Consider the following 21,494-nt stretch of genomic DNA (forward strand, 5'->3'; position numbering starts at 1 on the left):
TGTTATAAACAAAGCGATATTATGAAAACAAAAATTTTATTCGATTATTTTATCTATTGCAGTTTCAAATACTACCTGTGGATTACTAATATTTGCTTGCTGATAATCATTTTTCTATTCAGTTATAAAATAAACGCTGTCCTAAAAGGTATGCTTTTATTTGCCGGCCCAATCCTGTTTTTAAATACGCTTATATATGTGTATTTCATTGATGGGAAGTTGATAGACGCAGTCTCCAAAAAATATCAAGTCCGGTTTAAAACCATCGGTAAAAGTTTTAAAATTGAAAATATTAAGAGGGGTGTTTCTGTGATTGGTTCGGCGGGTAGTGGAAAAACCGAAAGCGTAGTCTATGGTTTTCTTAGACATTTTGAAAAATATCAATTTTGCGGAATCATCCACGATTACAAGGATTTTGAGATTACCGAAATGGCCTACCCGCTTTTTAAGAACCCGGATATTCCCTTCAAAATTATTTCTTTTGATAAAATCATCCATCGGGTCAATCCCATTGCACCACGATACCTGGACAATGAGGAGAGCGTCAATGAAATTTCCAGGGTGCTCATTGAAAACTTATTGGAGCAACGAGAATCGGGAATGAGCGGAACAACTAAATTTTTCAACGATGCAGCGGAAGGCTTAATTGGTGGATTGATCTGGAAACTCAAAACCTCTTATCCGGAATTTTGCACTTTGCCCCATCTTATTGCGGTCTATCAATTTTTGAACACGGAAAGTCTTATCGCTTTTTTAGAATCGAACACGACTTCCAGGGCAATGGCAGATGCTTTTATTAGCGGAAAAGATTCCGAGAGGCAAACGGCAGGAGTAAAAAGCACCCTGGCCAATGCACTGAAACGTATCAGTACGCAAAGCATCTTTATGACCTTATCGGCAGATGAAGTGCCTTTGAATATTAACAACCCCGATAATCCTGCGGTGATTTCCGTAGTGAACAATCCAAAATTTGAGAGTTCCTATTCACCCGTTATTGCTACAATTATGCACACGATAACCAAACAGATGAGTGTGCGGAACTCCAAACCTTCTTTTTTGTTGATGGAAGAAGCACCTACGATTCGTTTATTAAATATGCACCGCATCCCCGCGACTTTAAGAAGCTATGACATCGCTACTATCTACGTGATGCAGGACAAGATTCAAAACGATATGATGTATGGAGACAAGGCAAGCAAAGCAATTTTAAGCAACCTTTCCTATCAGTTTTTCGGCAAGGTGAATGATCCAGACACCGCAAAATATTACGAACGCTTTTTTGAAATCATAAAAGATCCTACCAAAAGTGTAAGTCGTAGCCATAACCTCGATTTTGATACACGCATTACCACCGGGGAAAAGGAAATTCCCAAAATCCGAGCCGATGTTTTCTTCCGGCTAAAACAAGGAGAATTTATAACCTATGCCGATGGGAAGGATAAAAAGGTGAAGTTTAAATTGCAAAATATTCAGCGGAAACTTCCAGAGGAAACTACACGATATACAAAGGCAGATTTGGAAACTAATTTTGATCGGGTTTATTGTGAGGCGAGGTCGATATTTCTTTGAAGATACAATGATAATATTCTATATAAAACAGACTTTGTGTATATCTCTCAAAATATATGCATATTTGTGTTTTAGTCTTTATTTAACATATTAAGGGGAAATCAAAAAATCAACTTATGGCAGAGAAAAAAGTATTAGGTCAAAAAACGGAACGAGTAGAAACCCTTGAAACTGAAGTGAAAAAATTTGCTGAGAATCTGCCATACTGGGCTAAATACCTTGCCGGGAAAATCTTATCAGGGAATAATATTTCCGATGAAAATATAGATATTTCTTATTCTTATTTACTCGAAGAAATAGGTTTAAAAGAACTAACTGAGAAACCCGAACTTGAAATTAAATATAATAAACAAAATGCAGATGCATATAAAAGTGATTTGATCTTAACCAAATTGCAAAATGTTGAAGGAGTAAATGCTTTAGCTGAGAATCAGATTGTTGAATTCGGTCCTAATCTCACGATTATCTATGGTACCAATGGTTCTGGGAAATCAGGCTATGTTAGATTGTTGAAAAAAAAGTTTTACTCAAAATCACCCGAAGATATTTTACAGAATGTGCATAGCGACGAGAGACATAAATCTACAAATGCAAAATTTACTTTTCGTTCAAATAACGAGGGTATATCGTTAAACTTTACCGATGAAAATAAACCTGAATTTGAGCAATTTTCCGTTTTTGATGGGAAAAGCGTTATAAACCATCTACAATATAAGAATGAATTTGAATTTCGTCCAGCGGGATTGAGCTTTTTTGCTGAATATACGGATGCTATAAATAGAGTAGAACAAAAATTAAATACTGAAATCACTACTAAGCAAGCGGGTAATACCGCAGTTGATCTTTCAGACTTATTTGAAGGGGAGTCTGAAATAAAAACTATCGTCCAAAATTTAAATGCTAAAACAAATCTTGAAGATCTAAAAAAATACACCCCTTTTTCCGATGCGGATAAGACCAAAAAAGAAAATATTCAAAAAGAATATGATGACTTGCTTCTAGCGTCCAAAGGCAAGGAAAAAAGAATAAAAAAGCTTCAAAATATAAAGCGACTTTTAGATGAGAACAAGGAAAAGATTGAAAGACTCAACAAATTTTCTACATCAGAATTTTTATCAAAAATAAAAGAGGCAATTAAGGATTGCATAACTAAGGAAGAAAAAGCAAAAGTAGAAGGTATCGAAAGCTTTAAAACCACTAAAATAAACGGAATAGGAACAGAAGCTTGGAAGGGTTTTATTGCAGCTGCCAAAGAATTTGCCCAGCAACAAATAACCAAAAATAATAACTATCCTTCAAAAGAAGATAATTGCTTGCTTTGCCAACAACCGCTTTCTGAAGATGCAGAAAAATTAATTAACAGTTATTGGGAATTCGTAAAAAGCGAAGCAGAAGAAAATGTAAAAACGGCACAGGAAAAATTGAATAAAATTGAGAATTTTCTTACCAAACTTGAATTTGACCTGTTTCCTACTGATAATACGCTTACTAATTGGCTTGAAGAAAATCGCCCAAAAGATTTAGAATTCTTTAATAAAAGTCTATCCAAACTAAAAGAACTTTCTGAAAATATTGTTTCAGATATTCAAGGTAAGAAAACAAACGACAGACCTGAATTAAAAATTAGCCTTGAGAAACACACAAGTCTTGATACTGGATTAGATGCTACTATCAAATCTCTTATAACTGATGAGCAAATTAAAGAATTACAAGAATTAAAAAGGAATAGAACATTTATAGAGCATAAAGAAAGGTTTAACAATCATTTTGAAAAGTTTGAAACCTATATAAAAAAACAAATTTGGCTTGAAAAGGCAAATAAAGCCGATTTCGCAAAACGTAAGATAACTGATACCGAAAAATCGTTATCAAATAAATACTTCAACCAAAAGTATATTGATATTTTTAATAGCGAGTGTAAAAAGCTGAATGGAAATTTTGGAATTGAAATAAATCATACTGGTTCAGCAGGAAAAACCTTCAGACAGTTAAAATTAAAAGGAAAAAACCCTAACGCAGTTCTTAGTGAAGGAGAACAAAAAGTAATAGCTATTTCAGATTTTATTACTGAAATGAAATTATCAGAAATTAATCGGGGAGTCATTTTTGACGATCCTGTAACTTCTTTAGATGAAAAGAGAAAAAGCGAAATAGCAGAAAGATTGGTTAATGAATCCGTCAATAAGCAAGTCGTTATTTTTACTCATGATTTAGTTTTTGTTTCTTCCCTTATTGGTCATTCTAAAGCACTTGAATTAGATATAGGATGTCATTGGATTGAAAATGTTGATGGGAATCAGCCTGGAACTATTTGGTTAAACAATACACCTTCTTTTGAGAAAAATTACAAAACCTCAGGGAAAGCTCAATCTTATTATGACAAGGCAAAGAAATTACCTCCTCAAGAAAGAGAGGATAAAATTAAAAATGGATTTGCCGCATTGAGAACAGCTTATGAAACACAAGTAGTATTTGGCCTTTTTAATGGAGTGGTTCAACGCTTTGAGGAAAGGGTAAGTGTTGATAGTTTAAGTGGTGTGGTGTTTAATTTAGAAATACGAGACAAAATACTTGATAGCTTTTACCAATGTTGCCGTTATATGGAAGGTCATTCCCATAGTGACAAGTATGTCTACAGAAAACCAACTTTAGAAAATCTCAACGAAGAAATTATAAAATTTAATGAAGTCAAAAAGGAAATTAAAGCAGTGGGGAAAATACAAAAGTAGTAACAAAAGACTAATCAATATAGAAACAGAAATATTATAAAATCCTACACTTTTCTCCAGTTTTTTGAATTAGATAACAAAACTTAAGTATTTTAGTCGCTGTAACGATTCACATCCTTTATGAACAGGATTAAGATAGTGCCGGAGTAGAAAGGAATAAAACAAATTTGGTTGTCTAAAAAATGGGCAAGAGCTATAATACGGTCAATGCTTATGCAAAATCGACAGCAATCACGTCTAAAAGTTTTAAATGAAATTGCACGCATCCTCGATGTGGATGTGAGCCAATTAATCTTATCGAATAAATAGAGTACATGACCAACGAACAATTAAAAGAATTAGAAGACAAGCTCTGGGATGCCGCCAATTCTTTACGGGCTTATGGCGGACTAAAAGCTTCAGATTACGCCGTACCGGTATTGGGCTTGATTTTTCTAAAGTTTGCCGAAAATAAATACAGCCAATTCGAGCCACAGATTAAAAAGGAATTTGAAAAGGGCAAAGGCACGCGCATGGAGCGAAAGATGGAAGAAATTGCTTTGGCCACATGTGGCTTCTATTTGCCCGAAGAAGCACGTTTTGATACGCTTTTAAATTTGCCCGGCGACCAAAGCCTGGCAAAAGCACTAAAAGCTGCGATGGTGGGTATTGAAAAACACCAGGATGCCAAGTTTCAAGATGTACTGCCTACAGAGGCCTATTTCGATATCGAAAAGAAGAAGGCCGATATCCTGCCGCAATTACTGAAAGCTTTTTCAGATATTCCAAAAGAAGCAAGCGGTGATGTCTTTGGGAAGATCTACGAATATTTCTTAGGGAAGTTTGCTATGGCCGAAGGCCAGAAAGGCGGCGAGTTTTTTACGCCTATTTCTGTGGTGCGGTTTATTGTGGAAGTTATTGAACCTTTTAACGGCAAAATTTTAGATCCTGCCTGTGGTTCCGGGGGTATGTTTGTGCAATCGGCCCGCTTTGTAGAGCAGAGCAATCAGGATTTGAAAGATATTTACGTTTGCGGACAGGAATATATGGGCGAAACCGTGCGCTTGGCCAAGATGAACTTATTGGTGAATAATCTTCGGGGTGAAATTATAGAAACTAATTCTTATGAAAACGATCCCCACGAGAGTTATGGCAAGTTTGATTATGTGATGGCGAATCCCCCGTTTAATGTGAAATCTGTAAAGGAAAGTACCGTTAAAAATGACCCACGCTTTTACGAATACGGCTTACCCAAGAATAAAGGCAAAAAAGATGATAAAATCTCAGATGCTAATTACCTTTGGATTTCACTCTTTGCTACTTCCTTAAAACCATCGACTAGCTCAGGTCAGGGCGGGCGTGCTGGTTTTGTAATGCCGAACTCTGCTTCTGATGCTAGAAATGCGGAATACGAAATTAGAAAAAAGATTGTTGACAGTGGCATTGTAGATTGTATGGTAAGTATGCCATCTAATATGTTTTTCACGGTGACTTTGCCGGCTACCTTATGGTTCTTCGATAAACAAAAAGTGCATACCGACCGCAAGGACAAAATCTTGTTTTTGGATGCCCGAAATGTGTATCGGCAAATAGACCGCGCCCACCGGGAATGGACCGAAGAGCAGCAACAAAACCTGGCGGCTATTGTACGCTTATATCGTGGGGAAACCGAGCGTTATTTGGAACTGATAGATAGCTACTTAAAACAAGCCCATCAAGCCGAAAACAAGGTAGAGCCTTTAAAAGAAGTTTTGGTAAGTGCATTAAAGGAAAAAGTAGCGGCTTTAAAGAAATACACCGAAGAGACTGAGACGGAAAAGCGAACCCCAACCAAAAAGGAGATTTTTGAAAAGGTAAAAGAATCTTTAAACGCTTTATTTCTTACAGAAGCCCAACAAAATGAGGAAGAATTAATATTACTTCAGGACTCGTTAACAGAAACACCCCTGGAAAACGAAAAGCAGAAAGCAGCTGCAAATCATTTAGCCTGGAAGGTAAAACAAAACGACTTTGATGAAACGGCTTTAAAGAAAGACGTTCACGCGTTTATTGAAATTTTTAAAGAAGCCGATAAAAAAGCCAAACTGAAGAGCGATAAAACCTGGGTAACGTTGGAACTGTCAAAAACAGATAAAAAATTAGAAGAAGCTTTAACTGCTTATACCAGTGCGGTAGATGAAAGTAAGTATTGGTTTGAAAATATAGATTGGCTGCAAAAACGTTTCCCGGAAGCCAAATACCAGGATGTGGTGGGCTTATGCAAAATGGCTGATAGAACTGAGTATGTGGAAGAACAGGACTATTCCTTAAATGCAGGACGCTATGTTGGGGTGGAGATTGAAGATGATAATATAACTAAAGAAGAGTTTAATTTGAGACTTAAGTTAAGATCAGAATCTTTAGCGATGCTTAACAGTGAAGCTCATGTTTTAGAGAGTCAGATTGAAAATCGTTTGAATAATTTGATTGTATGAGTTTGAATTATAAAATATCACCCCTTAATGAAGTCTGTTCAGAAATTATAGACTGTGTTAACAAGACAGCTCCTGTGGTAGATTATGAAACGCCATACAAAATGATAAGAACAACAAATGTGAAAAAAGGATATATTGATGTTGATACAGTTCGATATGTAACCAAAAAGACATTTGAAAAATGGACGAGACGAGCTAAACCTAAAAGGAATGATATTGTTCTTACTAGAGAAGCTCCATTAGGCGAAATAGGTTTATTAAGAAGTGACGATAATATTTTTCTTGGTCAAAGATTGATACAGTATAGAGCTAATAAAAAGGTTATAGATCAACATTATTTATATTATGCTTTTCAGGATTCATTTATGCAAGGTCAAATAAAATCTTATGGTTCAGGAGCAACTGTAGAACATTTGAGAATTGGTGATTGTGAAACAATAAAAGTCAAATACCCAAGCCTTCCCACCCAAAAGAAAATTGCCTCCATACTTTCTGCCTATGACGATTTGATAGAAAATAACAACCAACGCATTCAGCTGTTGGAAGAAATGGCAGAAGAAATTTACAAAGAGTGGTTTGTGCGTTTGCGTTTCCCGGGTTATCAAGACAGTAAATTCTTTAATAAAAATGGGGAGGAAGTGCCACACGGTACAGTTGGTGCTTTGCCAGAGGGATGGAAAGAAGGCACCGTTGGAGATTTAATTGAAATAAAGAAAGGGAAAAATATTACTAAAACAACGATTAAGGAAGGAACTGTTCCAGTAGTAGCGGGTGGATTACAACCTGCATATTATCATAATACCTCAAACACTAAATCACCAACTATAACAGTAAGTGCTTCCGGAGCAAATGCTGGTTTTGTTAACTTTTATTATGAAGATATTTGGGCTTCTGACTGCTCATTCATAGACACAGAAATGACCGATTGGCTATACTTCTTTTATTCAACCTTAAAAACTAGACAGAAAGAAGTTTATCATTTACAAAAAGGATCTGCACAACCACATGTCTATCCTAGCGATATTATGAGTCTAAATTTAAAATATCCAAAAGACAATCTGATAAATAAGTTTGAGGAAATGATTAAGCCATTTTATGAAGAAATCAGTGTTCTAAAGAACAAAAACCAAGTCCTCCAGGAAACCAGGGATCTGTTATTGCCACGTTTAATCAGTGGAAAGTTGAATGTAGATGATCTTGATGTAGAAAATAATTCGATAACGGCTATGGCTGCGGAGCCGGAAGAAGCCTATAAAAGCTAAAGAATAAAGGGAATGAGTATAGAAAAGCAATTATCGCCAGAAAAATGGTTTGCCAATATTCAGCATAAAATTGAGCTTGCGCAACATAATACTGCCCTAAAAGTAAATCAGGATTTATTACAGCTCTATTATGAGATTGGACGTTCTATTATAGAGGTGCAGGAGCAATTAGGATGGGGAAGCCAAATTATAGATCAATTGGCCGCCCACATCAAAGAGAATTTTCCAGAATCGACAGGGTTTTCCGTACGAAACCTTAAATATATGCGTGCTTTTGCGGCAGCTTATCCAGAATTTCCAATTGTGCAAGTGCCGCTTGCACAAAACAACAAAGAATTAGTGCAAGTATCGCTTGCACAAATACCCTGGTACCATCATATCAGTTTATTAACCAAAGTGAAAGACCTGGCAGAAAGGGTGTTTTACTTGCTGGAAACGGCTAAAAACGGCTGGAGCAGGGATACTATGTTGTTGCAAATAAAATCAGATCTATATAAGCGCCAGGGGAGTGCAATCACTAATTTTAAAGATACCTTGCCACCCTCCCAATCAGACTTAGCCCAACAAACCATTAAAGATCCTTATGTTTTTGACTTTATGAGCTTAACACAGCCATTTAAAGAAAAAGACCTGGAGGTTCAATTAATCAACCACGTTTCTAAATTTTTATTAGAACTCGGTAAGGGCTTTGCCTTTATTGGAAAACAATATCAGCTAAAAATGGCTGAGCAAGATTATTATTTAGATTTACTCTTCTACCACGTTAGCTTGAAATGTTATGTGGTCATAGAATTAAAAAACACCAGGTTTATTCCGGAATATGCCGGGAAACTAAATTTTTATTTATCGGCTGTGGATGATAAGCTAAAAACAGAATATGAGCAGCCTTCAATTGGTATTTTATTATGTAGGGATAAAAATAATTTAGAAGTTGAATTTGCTTTAAGAGGTATGAGCCAGCCTATGGGCGTAAGTGAATTTACCCTAACCGAAATTTTGCCAGAGGAATTAAAAAGTAGCTTGCCCACGGTTGAAGAAATTGAAAACGAACTCGAAAAATAACGCATGGCATTTTTAAACGAATCACATATAGAGGATGCAGATGTTCAATTCTTTTTAGAAGAGCTGCAATACAATCAACATATCAATGCCTGGGAGAAGCAGTTAGTGGGTAGGGACAGTCTAAAAGACGTCGTGCTAAAGGATCGGTTGCAAGCCAAACTTAACCTGTTGAATCCGCAATTACCTGTTGAATGCATCGATACTGCAATGCGCGAGCTGTGCAAAAGTAGAGCTTCCCTTAATCCTGTAATGGCCAATAAGGAGGTGTATGAGCTCATTAGAAACGGTATTCCCGTCACCTATAATAATGAGAACGGTAGGGAGGAAAATGATTATGTAAAGGTGATTGATTTTGAGCAGCCACAACAGAATGATTTTGTGGTGGTGTCTCAGTTAAGTATCGAGTACCTTCAAACGGAGAATATTACACGAAGACCAGATTTATTGCTCTATGTGAATGGCTTGCCTTTGGTAATGATTGAGCTGAAAAATGCTACTGAAAAAGTGAAATCGGGCTTTGATGTTAACCTAAGACGTTACAAACGGGATATCCCACAATTGTTTTGGTATAATTGCTTTGTGGGTATTTCCAATGGTATTCAAACCAGGGTAGGATCTTTTAACGCTCCCTGGGAACATTTTTTCTCCTGGGTGAAATTAAAAGATTCAGCAGTATCACACGAACAACCAAACCGGGAAGAGGTAGAAGCAGAAAGCAAAACTACAGGAAATCATTTAAGCCTTAAGCTTTTTGGAAGAGGTTTGTGTCAAAAAGTGAGTTTGCTGGATTACTTTGAGAATTTCGTCTTGTATCATAGAAACAAGGTAAAGATTATCGCTAAAAACCATCAGTTTTTAGGAGTCAATAATGCGGTAAAATCGCTAAACCAAAGGGCGGGTAAAAAAGGAAAGCTGGGCGTTTTTTGGCATACGCAAGGTTCAGGGAAATCCTATTCCATGATATTTTATTCGCGTAAAATTCAGCGGAAAGTAGAAGGCAACTGGTCTTTCTTAATTGTAACCGATCGTAAAGATTTGGATGATCAGATCTACCGAAATTTTAAGGAAACGGAAACTATTGCTGAAACTAAGGATCAGAAAGAAAATTACTACCGCCCAACTTCAAGAAAAGTGTTGCAAGATTATTTGCAATCTAACCGGACTTATCTGTTTAGCCTCATTCATAAGTTCGGGATTGAAAAAGGGAAAACCTATCCGGAACTCACAAATAGGGATAATTGGATTGTGATGGTAGATGAAGCGCACCGTACCCAATACAAAGGATTTGGTGAAAATATGCGAATAGCTATTCCAAAAGCGCAGTACATCGCCTTTACGGGAACGCCATTATTAAGAAGTGAAAAAACGAAAGACTGGTTTGGGCCTTATATTTCTGAATACAATTTTGCTCAAAGTATAGAAGATGGCGCAACAGTGCCCTTGTATTACAAAAAGAGTGTTCCTAGAGTAGAACAAGTCAATGAAGATTTGGTGGGAAATGCCGCTGAAATCCTCGAAGATGAAAACTTAACAGAGGAACAAAAGAAGAAACTGGATCGAGAATATTCCACTTTACTACAGGTGGTAAGACGAGAAGATCGTTTACAGGAAATTGCGAAGCATATTGTTCAGCATTACCCTTATCGACTTGATGTTGAGAATGCAGAAAAAGAACGAAAACCGATGAAAGCCATGGTGGTTTGTATCGATAAGTTTACAGCCGTTCGCATGTATGAGTTTGTGCAGGAAGCACAGAAAAAAGAAATAAGGGAACTGCGTAAAAAGATTGTAAAAGAAAAAGATCCTGAAATAAAAGAGCGTTACAAGCGAGCAATCGTTTTTATGGAAGAGACCAGAATGGCTGCCGTAATAAGTGGGGAAGGGACAGAGAAAGAAGAAAAGGAGAAGTTTGAGAAAGAAGGATTAAACATTAGTCCGCATAGGAAGTTGATGGACTATCCAGATGAAGATGGCCGGAATATTGAAGATTATTTTAAAGACCCCAATAGCAATTATAGAATGGTATTCGTTACCGCCATGTGGTTAACAGGCTTTGATGCGCCTTCGGTTTCTACTTTGTACTTAGATAAACCGATGCAAAACCATACGTTGATGCAGGCCATTGCCAGGGCGAATCGGGTTATTGAAGGTAAGAAAAATGGTTTGATAATCGATTATTTTGGCGTATTCCGAAACTTGCAAAAAGCTTTAGCAGCTTATGCAGAAGGCACAAAAGGGAAAGCTTCTGAAGACGATGATGCCGATGAATTCCCTGTAAAGGAATTTGATGAATTGATGGCATTATTAGAGGAAGGAATTGCTGAAGCAAAAGCCTATTGCAAAGCATTGGGTGCCGATATTGATGCCATTATTAATTTGGGTGAAAAGGGATTTGCTGAGGTTGAACTCTTTCAGGAATACGCAGATATTATCTTGGAAAATGATGAATATAAAAAACATTTAGGCTTGTTTGTGAATACCATTGTTAGTTTATACGATTCGGCAAAACCAGAAATATACAGCCATCCAAAAATTAAAAAGGAACGCGATGTTTTTGAGTATCTTAAAAAGGTTGTGGATAGACAGGTAGATCAAGATGAAGCCATTGAAAGAGCTAAAAAACGCCTGGACGGTTTACTTGATTCTAGTGTACTCGGAAAAGGGGATTTAGCAAAAGATGTTTTGAAAGAGTACAGTATTCGAAATTCCAAACAAATAGATTTGAGCAAGTTGAATTTTGCGCAATTGCGAGCAGAGTTTCCTGAAAAGAAACATCAGAACATTCAATTTGCAGATCTAAGGGAATTGATGGAAGTAAAGCTGAAGAAAATGTTGGCTCAAAATAAGACCAGAGGTTCTTTTCTAGCCCGTTTTGAGAGTGTGATAGAAGAATATAACTCTGGAAGTTTGTCTATTGAAGAAGCTTATGAAAAATTGCTGAAACAGGCAGAAGATCTTTCTGAAGAACAGGAACGAGCAGCCAAAAATGATATGACCGAAGAAGAGTTGGAGCTATATGATTTGCTTCGGAAAGATAAATTAACAAAGGAGGAAGAAAAGAAAGTGAAGCTTGCAGCTTCCACGTTATATCAAATTCTTTTTGATGCAAAGAACAAGATTCTGATCCAGGAATGGCATAAAGAAAAAGCAACGCAAGAAATTGTAAAGCGGGAAATCCAAAAGATATTGGACAAAGATCTCCCTGACTCCTATAACCGTAACATATTTGCAGAAAAAACAGAATCGGTTTTCAGGCATTTTTATGAGTTGGCAGAGATGGGGAGAGGTTTTGCTGCTTGATAAGAAGATTTTAAGGATTCATCTACATAATTCAAGTTATTGTTGAGAGTTGCTGATTGCTGCAAACTGATATGGTGTTCATTTCTATGCCCTGTTCAGTGACAATGAACAGCTGGAAAAAATGAACATATTTATAAACTAAGCAATGGGGGTGTTAGCTCAACTCTGTCTGCCTTTCCTTCCGGGGGTACCCCCGGAAGGAAAATTTTTATCCGGTTGTTTTATTGGTTGCTATATCCAACTCCAGTCGGCCTTCAAATTTAATGGCTAATTGTTGAATGTAAGCTTCCCCTAATTAGAACTGTTTAATTGGCCAAAAATATCATTTTTCATTCTCCTGGCGGTACCGCCAGGAGAATGAATTTTAGCGAATGCTACCGGTGCCATTTTTCCCAGTGCATTGTGGGGTCTTACGTTATTGTAATCTTCCATCCAGGTCTCGGTTTGTTCCCTTACTTGATTGAGATCTTCAAAGAGGTATTTATTGAGAACGCCTCTTCGATAGGTTCCATTGAATCGTTCAATAAAAGCATTCTGTGTAGGTTTCCCTGGTTGGATGTACTGGAAGTCGATTTCATGCATCTGGCTCCATTCTGAAGCTATTTTAGCAATAAATTCAGGGCCATTATCCATTCTTATCTTTTGGGGTTTTCCTCTGCGATTAATCAAATGGTTTAATACCCAGACGACACGTTTGCTGGGCAGTGAAAAATCAATTTCTATATGCAATGCTTCCCGGTTGTAATCATCGATTACCGTTAAGCCACGGAAGCGCCTTTTATTTTCTAAAACATCGGTCACAAAATCAATACTCCAACTAAGATTAGGTGCCATAGGAGCCTCCAGAGGTTCTTTAACCCTGGCAGGTAAACGCTTTTTTACCTTTCTTCTCAAACTTAAGCCTAGCTTTTTATAGACCCTGTACACCCGTTTGTGGTTCCAGGGCTTACCTTCATTCCTTAATCGATCGTAAGTCATCCAGAAGCCTTCCTCGCTATGTTCTTTAGCTTTTTGTTGTAAAGCCTTCTCTATAGCAGTATCGTCCTTTGGGATTGGCTTGTAATAAAAAACGCTTTTGCTCATATTTAAAACCCGGCACGCCCTGCTGATACCGTCAGACTGTCTCAAAACCATGCCATCATTGCAGCCTTTTTCTGAGGATATATTTTTAAGTTGCTTTATCTTTAGGAATGGAATATCAACAAGGAGAAGACCGGGAGCAGCTAACTTTGTACAGCACATGTATGGACGATATGGTCCCCGATGATAATAGCGTTCGTTTTATCGATCAGTTTGTGGAACAGTTAGACCTGCAAGAATTAGGCTTTACCAGCTTAGCAGCTCAGGGACGCCCGCCTTACTGTCCGGGCGATTTACTTAAGCTCTATATCTACGGATATATGAACCGGATGCGTTCTTCACGTCATCTGGAAAAAGAATGTCACCGCAACCTGGAAGTTATTTGGCTTTTGAAAAACCTAAAGCCAGACCATAATACCATTGCCCTCTTTAGAAAAAACAACCCAAGGGCAATCGCGCGTGTGTTTAGGGAGAGCGTTAACATTGTTAAAAATTTCAACCTTATAGGAGGTGAACTTATCGCCGGGGATTCTACAAAATTACGGGTCCAGAACAGTAAAAAAACAACTACAATAAGAAGAAAGTGCAACGTCACTTGGATTATATAGACCAAAAGCTTGCCGCCCATAATAAAGCACTGGCCGAGGCTGACAACGATAACAATGCTGAAATAGAAAATGAGATCGCCCACCGTAAGGTACAACGCGCTAAGTACGAACAGATTCAAAAAGAATTGGAAGAAAATACCAGTACAGAAAACCCACAACTATCTACATCAGATCCAGACAGCAGGCACCAAATCGTTCGGGGCATGATCACCGAGGTCTGTTATACCGCACAAACCACCGTAGATTCCAAATATAAATTATTAATAGATTATAAGCTTAGCAACCAGAACGACAAGAAAGCAATGGGGATGATGCTTAGAAGGACAAAATCTATTTTAAGAACCAATTCGTTCATCGCCCTTTATGATAAAGGATATCATACGGGCAGTGAATTTCATATAGCAGACCAATTAGGAATAAACACCCTGGTTGCCATTCCCGCAATAGGACGAAAAAGCCAGGCTGCAAATCCTGATTATAATGCTGAACATTTTATATATATTTCTAATGATGATACCTACACCTGTCCACAAGGAGAACATTTAACCTCCAATGGCACGCGTTACAAAGGGCGCAACTACACCTTTAAACAATATAAAACCAGAGCTTGCAAAGAATGCCCGGTACAAAACCAATGCACCAGGGCCAAAGCAAACGGGAAAGTAATACAGCGAAGCCAGTTCACACAAAATATTCAAAACAATGCGCAACGGGTTTATAAGAACGAAAGTCTTTATAAAAAACGACAAGCTTTGGTAGAACATCCTTATGGTACATTAAAAAGGCAATGGGGATTTGACCATATTATGACCAAAAAAGGAATAAAGGCAGCCAGTGCAGATTTTGGGCTAATGACGCTGGCTTATAATTTAAAGAGGATCTTTAAGCTGATCAAAACAATAAAGCTAGACCCTATTTGTCTTAAGCACCATCTTTTCAGCTTAAATACCCTAGTATTCTTCGTTTTAGGCTATAAAAACCGGACTTATACCAACTTTCATAAAAACACCGCTTATTCCTGTGTTTTTGTCTAACTCAATAAAAAGGTTAATTTTAGCAGTATCAATAGGTAGTTTTGAGACAGACTGCCGTAATGAACAAGTTCTTTGGCTATGGCTCTTTTACGGCAGGGCTTTAAAGCTTTTTTGCAATGATTTCTTTGGCCATTTGATGATCTAGGGATAGATTGGCATACATCTGCTTCAGTCTTCGATTTTCCTCTTCCAGATCTTTTAGGCGCTTCAGCTCTTTGCCGTTCATACCGCCATAGCGTTCCTGCCACTTGTAAAATGCCGCTGTACTAATGCCATATTCACGGCTGATCTCTGCGGCCGTTTTTCCGTTATCAAATTCCTTTAAAATCTTTGCGATTTGCTGTGGTGAATATCTACTCTTCTTCATAATTACTGTTTAAAGTTATAAAATATATTATACTTTTAAACAGTTCGTTTTTAAGGGAAGCTTACAAAATTAGGTAAAAGCATTTCGACTTTTGCCTGTCTTGAGCGAAGATTAAAGACTCAACCTGACATCTAAATTGTTATTTGATTAGGCTGGACACAAATGGATAGACAAAAAGTCAAGAGAAATCAAAATGAATAATTGACAAAATATTTTCAGTTGATAAATAAACTTCTATTTTAATTTTAACATTATTTTACGTTAATTTGAAGTAGTTTAGTAATATTAAAGATCAATAAAAAACCTCTAAAATCCGAAAAAGGTTTGTTTTATCTAAGGGCTGATAAGTTTTTCATCGTAATAAAACCTATGTTTAGATTTAAACAAAATAAAGAATATGAGTTGGTTAAGAACTTAAAAGCTGGTGATGAGCCTTCTTTCCGTTTACTCTTTGATAATTACCAAAATGATCTTTATCATTATGTGAAAAGCTTAGTTAAAATAGAGGCACAAGCCGAGGAAATTGTACAGGATGTATTTTTAAAGGTTTGGCTAAGAAAACATACACTAGATCCTAAGCTATCTTTCAAGTCGTTTATTTTTACTATAGCACGAAACCTGGCTTTTAATTTTTTAAAGAAAGCAGCCAATGATCGTGAACTAATTGGTCAGGTATTCTATGAAAGTCAAAAATCGTATAAGCCCAGTGATATTAATCTTACGGAAGCCGAGTATAAAAAATTAGGAGATCGTGCTATCAATTCCTTACCCCCCCGTTGTCAGTTAGTTTATAAGATGTCTCGTGAAGAGGGCAAGACGTATGAAGAAATTAGCAGTGAATTAGGTATTTCTGTAAATACTGTAAAAAACCAAATGACCAAAGCATTGGGAGATATTCGGGAATTTCTAAGCCTGCACGGGGATATTGTATTTATATTACTGTTTTTATGGAGCAGTAAGTAAACTCGAGACAGGCGTAATAGAATCAAGATAAAACTTCTTCGACCTCACAACTGCACAACGTTACTCCTCCATTATCTTCTCTTCGTTCTTAACCGAATTATTCAACTTTAAATCTTTTTTGATTCCAAATTAGTTTATCAAAAATCATTTCATAATAGCATCACTTTTTATCACAACATCGCTTCGTTTCTAAATTAATTTATTACTCTGTAAAAATTTAACATTTGATAAAACCTCCCGTCATTACTAAGATGTAAACGTTTTTCTTAATATTTTCCAAATAAAAATAAAAATTATTCACAATTCGCGTAGTAGTCGGTAGCTTTTAGATTGTATAATAGGTACAAGTTTAATCTAATGAGTCAGAAAGAGTACATAAGAGGTTTATTACTGAAGTTTTCTCGAAACCGTTGTAGCCGGAAGGAGATAGAAGAATTACTTCGGTATTTCAGGAAAAATCCAGAGGTACAAGTCCTGCCTGAAGTACAGGAAGTGTTAGAGAACCAAGATTATGGTAGTTCTACCTACCCTGAAAAAAGAGATCGTCTTTATAGAAAACTCGAAAAAAAGATAGAGAACGACAAGCTACAACAACTGGATGCCGGGCACAAAAAGCGAAAAATTTGGTATGCCGCCGTGGCTGCGGTATTTGTAGTTATTTTAGGAGGTTCCCTATATTTCGGGCTGATGAAAAACGAGCTTCAACTTAATAAAACACCTATTGCGGTAGAAAACGAAATAATCCTGGAAAGGGAAGATGGGAAAATGGAAGTGATTTCAGAAAACGGACAGCTTCAGTTAACCAATAAGAAGGGCGAACTGGTAGGTGGACAAAAAGGAAACCAACTGGTGTATCAAAAAAGGAAAAATACTTCAGAAGAAATAGTGTTCAATACCTTGCGGATTCCTTATGGTAAACGTTTTGAAATTCAACTCTCAGACGGGAGTCGGGTTTTTATGAATTCAGGATCCTCCTTAAAATACCCAGTAAATTTTCCTAAAAATGATAAACGCCAGGTCTTTTTAACAGGAGAGGCCTTTTTTAAAGTAGCTAAAGACAATGAACGTCCTTTTGTAGTTGAAGCCCAAAATCTTAAAGTTGGAGTGTTAGGAACCGAGTTTAACGTGTCTGCCTATCCTGAAGACACTACTACTAATGTAGTACTGGTAGAAGGCTCGGTAGCTCTTGGCATAAAAGAGGGGCAAGAAGAAACCACAATTTTAAAACCTGGTCAACTCGGTGCTGCAAATCGGTCGAATAATAATTTAAAAATTAGCGAGGTAGAAACGGATATTTATACCAGTTGGATGCAGGGAGCATTAGTCTTTAGAAATATAAGTTTTGAAAATATTTTAAAGAAAATGGAGCGGCATTATAATGTGAAAATTATCAATAAGGATATAGCATTAGCCAGGGAAAAATTCAACGCAAGTTTTGGAAAAGAACCTTTAGATAATATCCTAAAATACTTTAAAGAAATCTACGGACTTAATTATACCCATAAGAGTAAAAACGTGATAATTATTAACCCTAAAAATGAGAAGAATGATGAAATGAAATTACAATAATACATTAAAAGGGGAATGTTGCAGCATCCCCCCTTTGTAAAAATGTGATCAATTAAAGCAAATATCAACCAACATTTAATTTTCTAAAAGTATGAAAAAATTATGCCATGGAATAACAAGGCCCTTTGCTTTGTTTAAATTTAACTTAAAGATGAAGCTAACCACACTGTGTTTTCTTGTTAGTCTTTTTGGTTTGCACGCCAACAATTCCTATTCTCAAAAAACTGTTACACTAAAATTAAATGATGTACAGATATCTCAATTACTGGACCTTATAGAGAACCAAACGGAGTATCACTTTGTTTATAAGATCAAAGATGTTAATCTAACTCGAAAAATACAGGTTAATGCACAGGATGAGAAGGTATCTGGCGTATTGGAGAAAATTTTTAAGGGGACAGATACTAAATATGAATTTTATGAAGACCAAATTTTCTTAACTAAAAAGCCTGCGAAACTTTCTTCAAATACAACTCCAATCAACTTACAGGAAACCATCACCGTTACCGGTACAGTAACCGAAGCCGAAACTGGAATGCCAGTTCCTGCCGCTAACATTCTAGAAATCGGCACCTCTAATGGAGTGATGACTGATTTTGATGGTAATTATTCTATTGAAGTCTCTGAAGGTGCCATCTTAAAAGTAAGCTATATTGGTTACGCTACGCAGGAAGTTGAAGTAAATGGTCGTAACGAAATCGATATTGCACTGAAGCAAGATGCTGCGGCATTAGATGAAGTTGTGGTGGTCGGATATGGTATACAAAAGAAGAGCGATCTTACTGGAGCGATATCTTCGGTAAATTCTGAAGAATTGACTAAAGGTGGCTCAGTGAGTAATGTGGCACAGGCTTTACAAGGTAAAGCATCCGGAGTTTCTGTTACACAAAATTCTAACGCTCCTGGAGGTAGTATGTCAATAAGAATTAGAGGCTCAAACTCTGTGAGTAGTAGTAATGAACCTCTATATGTGGTAGATGGCTTCCCAACGACAAATGGGGCCAATATAAATACCGACGATATTGAATCCATGGAGATCTTAAAGGATGCTTCTGCAACTGCAATTTATGGCTCAAGAGGGGCGAATGGTGTAGTGTTGATTACCACAAAAAGAGGGAAAGCAGGAGAGAGCACTATTTCGTATAATGGCTATACAAGTATTCAAAAACCTATTGTTCCTTTTGATATGCTGAACAGTAAAGAATATATGTCCTTGGCAAACGATCTCTATCGGGAAATAGCAGGACAAGAAAATCAGGAATTTGGTGAATATACTCAATCTCAGTTAGATTCTGATATAAATACGGATTGGATTGAGGCTGCCACCAGAAATGGAAAGATACAAGATCATAATATCCAATTTAGAACAGGAAGCGAAAAAACAAAAATTTTAAGCAGTATCGGATATTTTGATCAGGAAGGCATACTGAAAAATACAAATTTCTCTAGGGTATCGGGCCGGATTAATATTGATCAAACTTTTAATGATTATATTAAATCAGGAGCATCAGTATTGGCTCAACGTGAAAATTCCAATTATCAGAACTACGCGGGTAATGTGCTTAACTCTAATGTGTTATATGGCATCTTAACTTACGATCCAACAGTCCCAGTTTATAATGAAGACGGGTCTTTTGGTAGACCACCAGGCGGAAAAGGTGATAATCCATTAGCTAATTTGCTTTCCCGTATAAACGATTTGCAAAAAGATAAGTTCAATGGTACCCTTTATCTGGAAGTGACACCAATAAAACAAGTGAATATCAGAATGAATGCTGGTACGGAAATAGTACAAAATAAAATTGGGAACTATCTTTCCAAGGCTTCATATCAAGGTAGTATTGATGAAGGGGTAGCAAGTGTTACTGATTTCTCCTTAACGCATAACCTTTTAGACGTCGTAGCAAATTACAATGATGAATTTAACGATAAGCACTCCTTAAACTTAATGGGAGGTTACTCTTATGAAAAGTTCATAAATGAAAGTAAGGGGGCTAATGTCTATGGATTTTCTACTGATCTGTATGAGTACAATAATTTAGGTGCTGCTTCTACTATTACCGACGTTTCATCTTACAAGTCTGAAAACATGCTGGTTTCTTTCTTTGGACGTGCAAATTATGTGTTCGATGAAAAGTATTTATTCACCTTTACTATACGTGCTGATGGCTCCTCTCGTTTTGGGGAAGAAAATAAATGGGGTACTTTCCCATCAGGGTCTATTGCATGGAGGTTGATTAATGAATCTTTTATGACTGACCAAGACGTTTTTTCAGATTTAAAACTAAGAGCTGGCTATGGCAAAACTGGTAATGAACGCATAGGCAATTATGCTTCCTATGGTTTGATTTCCAATAGTAACTACACCTTTGATGGGATAACAAATACTTCCGGTGCAGTTTTAAGCGGCGGTTCCCCTGAAAATGCAGGATTAAAGTGGGAAACTACCTCGCAATACAATATAGGGGCAGATATAGGTGTTTTTCATAATCGAATTCACCTGAGTATGGATGCCTACTATAAAAAAACAGATGATTTATTAATAAATGTGAATTTGCCATTTTATACTGGTTATACTTCTGGACTCAGTAATGTAGGTTCGATAGAAAACAAAGGTTTTGAATTTACGGCTGATTCAAAAAATATAGTCGGAGATTTTACTTGGGATACGCAACTGAACTTTTCCTTGAATAGAAACAAGGTTTTGAATTTAGGTAAAGAAAGTGAGATTTTATTGACATCATCCAAGCCATTTGGCTCAGTTTCAGAGGAAAATTACGCAATTATTCGTGAAGGTGAGGCTCTAGGTTCTTTGTTCGGTTATAAATACCAAGGTGTCCTTCAAGAAGGAGAAGATTATGCTCCTCAACCTCAAGCCGTGCCAGGGGATCCTAAATTTGCGGACATTAATGGTGATGGAGAGATAACTTCTGCGGACCGTACGATTATTGGAAATGCTCATCCCAAATTTTCATTTGGTTTGACTAATAACTTTACTTATGCAAATTTTGATTTGTCATTTTTTATTTATGGAAATTTAGGCAATGAATTATTGAATATGACTCGCATGAACTTAGAGTGGAAGAGAACGACAACTGCACTCGATAGATGGACACCGGAAAATACTAATACAGATATTCCTCGAAACGGATTTTTCTACTCCCAGTATGGCGGCTATATTAATGATCACTTTATTGAAGATGCTTCATTCATACGATTGCGAAATTTGACTTTGGGTTATACCCTTCCGTTGGAGAATAGAATCATTAAGTCATTTAGGGTTTATGCAATGGCTGAAAATCTTTTTACCATAACAGATTATTCCGGTTGGGATCCAGAAGTGGATACTAAAGCATATGAAAATGATAACATTCTTACCCAAGGAGGTAACTCTCAGAGTGCAAATGCTGGTGCAGGCTTGGATTTTAATTCCTATCCTAGTATGAAATCGTTTACCTTGGGCTTAAACATTGATTTTTAACAATCTAAGAACAACAT

Annotated in this window: 9 protein-coding genes and 3 pseudogenes; 10 read left to right on the forward strand and 2 right to left on the reverse strand. The window is 36.8% G+C overall.

Annotated features, from left to right (window positions below; genetic code table 11):
* The first annotated feature begins 21 nt into the window (after positions 1–21).
* The 6 genes from BUA71_RS11805 to BUA71_RS11835 all read left to right on the forward strand — a co-directional run bounded on the left by BUA71_RS11805 (position 22) and on the right by BUA71_RS11835 (position 12,375).
* Complete coding sequence (locus tag BUA71_RS11805; RefSeq protein ID WP_072879997.1) at positions 22–1,569, forward strand: type IV secretory system conjugative DNA transfer family protein; 1,548 nt, start codon at positions 22–24, stop codon at positions 1,567–1,569.
* Positions 1,570–1,685: 116 nt separating this feature from the next.
* Entirely contained in the window at positions 1,686–4,298 is a 2,613-nt protein-coding gene (locus BUA71_RS11810; protein WP_245812580.1) for an AAA family ATPase, read from the forward strand.
* Between the two features lie 314 nt (positions 4,299–4,612).
* The gene (locus tag BUA71_RS11820) at positions 4,613–6,751 is read left to right on the forward strand and encodes a type I restriction-modification system subunit M (protein ID WP_072879999.1); all 2,139 of its coding nucleotides are present in this window, start codon (positions 4,613–4,615) and stop codon (positions 6,749–6,751) included.
* Positions 6,748–8,013, forward strand: coding sequence for a restriction endonuclease subunit S (locus BUA71_RS11825; RefSeq protein WP_072880001.1), 1,266 nt, complete (start codon positions 6,748–6,750; stop codon positions 8,011–8,013). The genes BUA71_RS11820 and BUA71_RS11825 overlap by 4 nt, the downstream gene beginning before the upstream one ends.
* 12 nt (positions 8,014–8,025) lie before the next feature.
* On the forward strand, positions 8,026–9,075 hold the full coding sequence (locus tag BUA71_RS11830) for a PDDEXK nuclease domain-containing protein (RefSeq protein WP_072880003.1): 1,050 nt from the start codon (positions 8,026–8,028) through the stop codon (positions 9,073–9,075).
* A 3-nt stretch (positions 9,076–9,078) separates the two neighbouring features.
* The gene (locus tag BUA71_RS11835) at positions 9,079–12,375 is read left to right on the forward strand and encodes a type I restriction endonuclease subunit R (RefSeq protein ID WP_072880005.1); all 3,297 of its coding nucleotides are present in this window, start codon (positions 9,079–9,081) and stop codon (positions 12,373–12,375) included.
* A 291-nt stretch (positions 12,376–12,666) separates the two neighbouring features.
* On the opposite strand, the pseudogene BUA71_RS11840 reads toward BUA71_RS11835, so the two are convergent.
* Positions 12,667–13,488 (reverse strand): annotated as a pseudogene (locus BUA71_RS11840) (IS3 family transposase); the annotation flags it as partial.
* 77 nt (positions 13,489–13,565) lie between these two features.
* Between BUA71_RS11840 and BUA71_RS11845 the strand changes: the two are divergent.
* Positions 13,566–15,097, forward strand: a pseudogene (locus BUA71_RS11845) (IS1182 family transposase).
* 53 nt (positions 15,098–15,150) lie between these two features.
* Here BUA71_RS11845 and BUA71_RS11850 read toward each other — a convergent pair.
* A pseudogene (locus BUA71_RS11850) lies at positions 15,151–15,464 on the reverse strand (transposase); the annotation flags it as partial.
* A 369-nt stretch (positions 15,465–15,833) separates the two neighbouring features.
* Between BUA71_RS11850 and BUA71_RS11855 the strand changes: the two are divergent.
* The 3 genes from BUA71_RS11855 (at position 15,834) to BUA71_RS11865 (ending at position 21,477) form a co-directional block, all read left to right on the forward strand.
* Positions 15,834–16,427 (forward strand): RNA polymerase sigma factor, encoded by a 594-nt coding sequence (locus BUA71_RS11855; protein ID WP_072880011.1) that lies wholly within the window; start codon positions 15,834–15,836, stop codon positions 16,425–16,427.
* A gap of 357 nt (positions 16,428–16,784) precedes the next feature.
* Positions 16,785–17,996 (forward strand): FecR family protein, encoded by a 1,212-nt coding sequence (locus tag BUA71_RS11860; RefSeq protein ID WP_072880013.1) that lies wholly within the window; start codon positions 16,785–16,787, stop codon positions 17,994–17,996.
* Between the two features lie 91 nt (positions 17,997–18,087).
* On the forward strand, positions 18,088–21,477 hold the full coding sequence (locus tag BUA71_RS11865) for a TonB-dependent receptor (protein WP_217653617.1): 3,390 nt from the start codon (positions 18,088–18,090) through the stop codon (positions 21,475–21,477).
* The last annotated feature ends 17 nt before the right edge of the window (positions 21,478–21,494 follow it).

Origin of the sequence: Salegentibacter echinorum, from assembly GCF_900129445.1 — a bacterium.
GTDB lineage: Bacteria > Bacteroidota > Bacteroidia > Flavobacteriales > Flavobacteriaceae > Salegentibacter > Salegentibacter echinorum.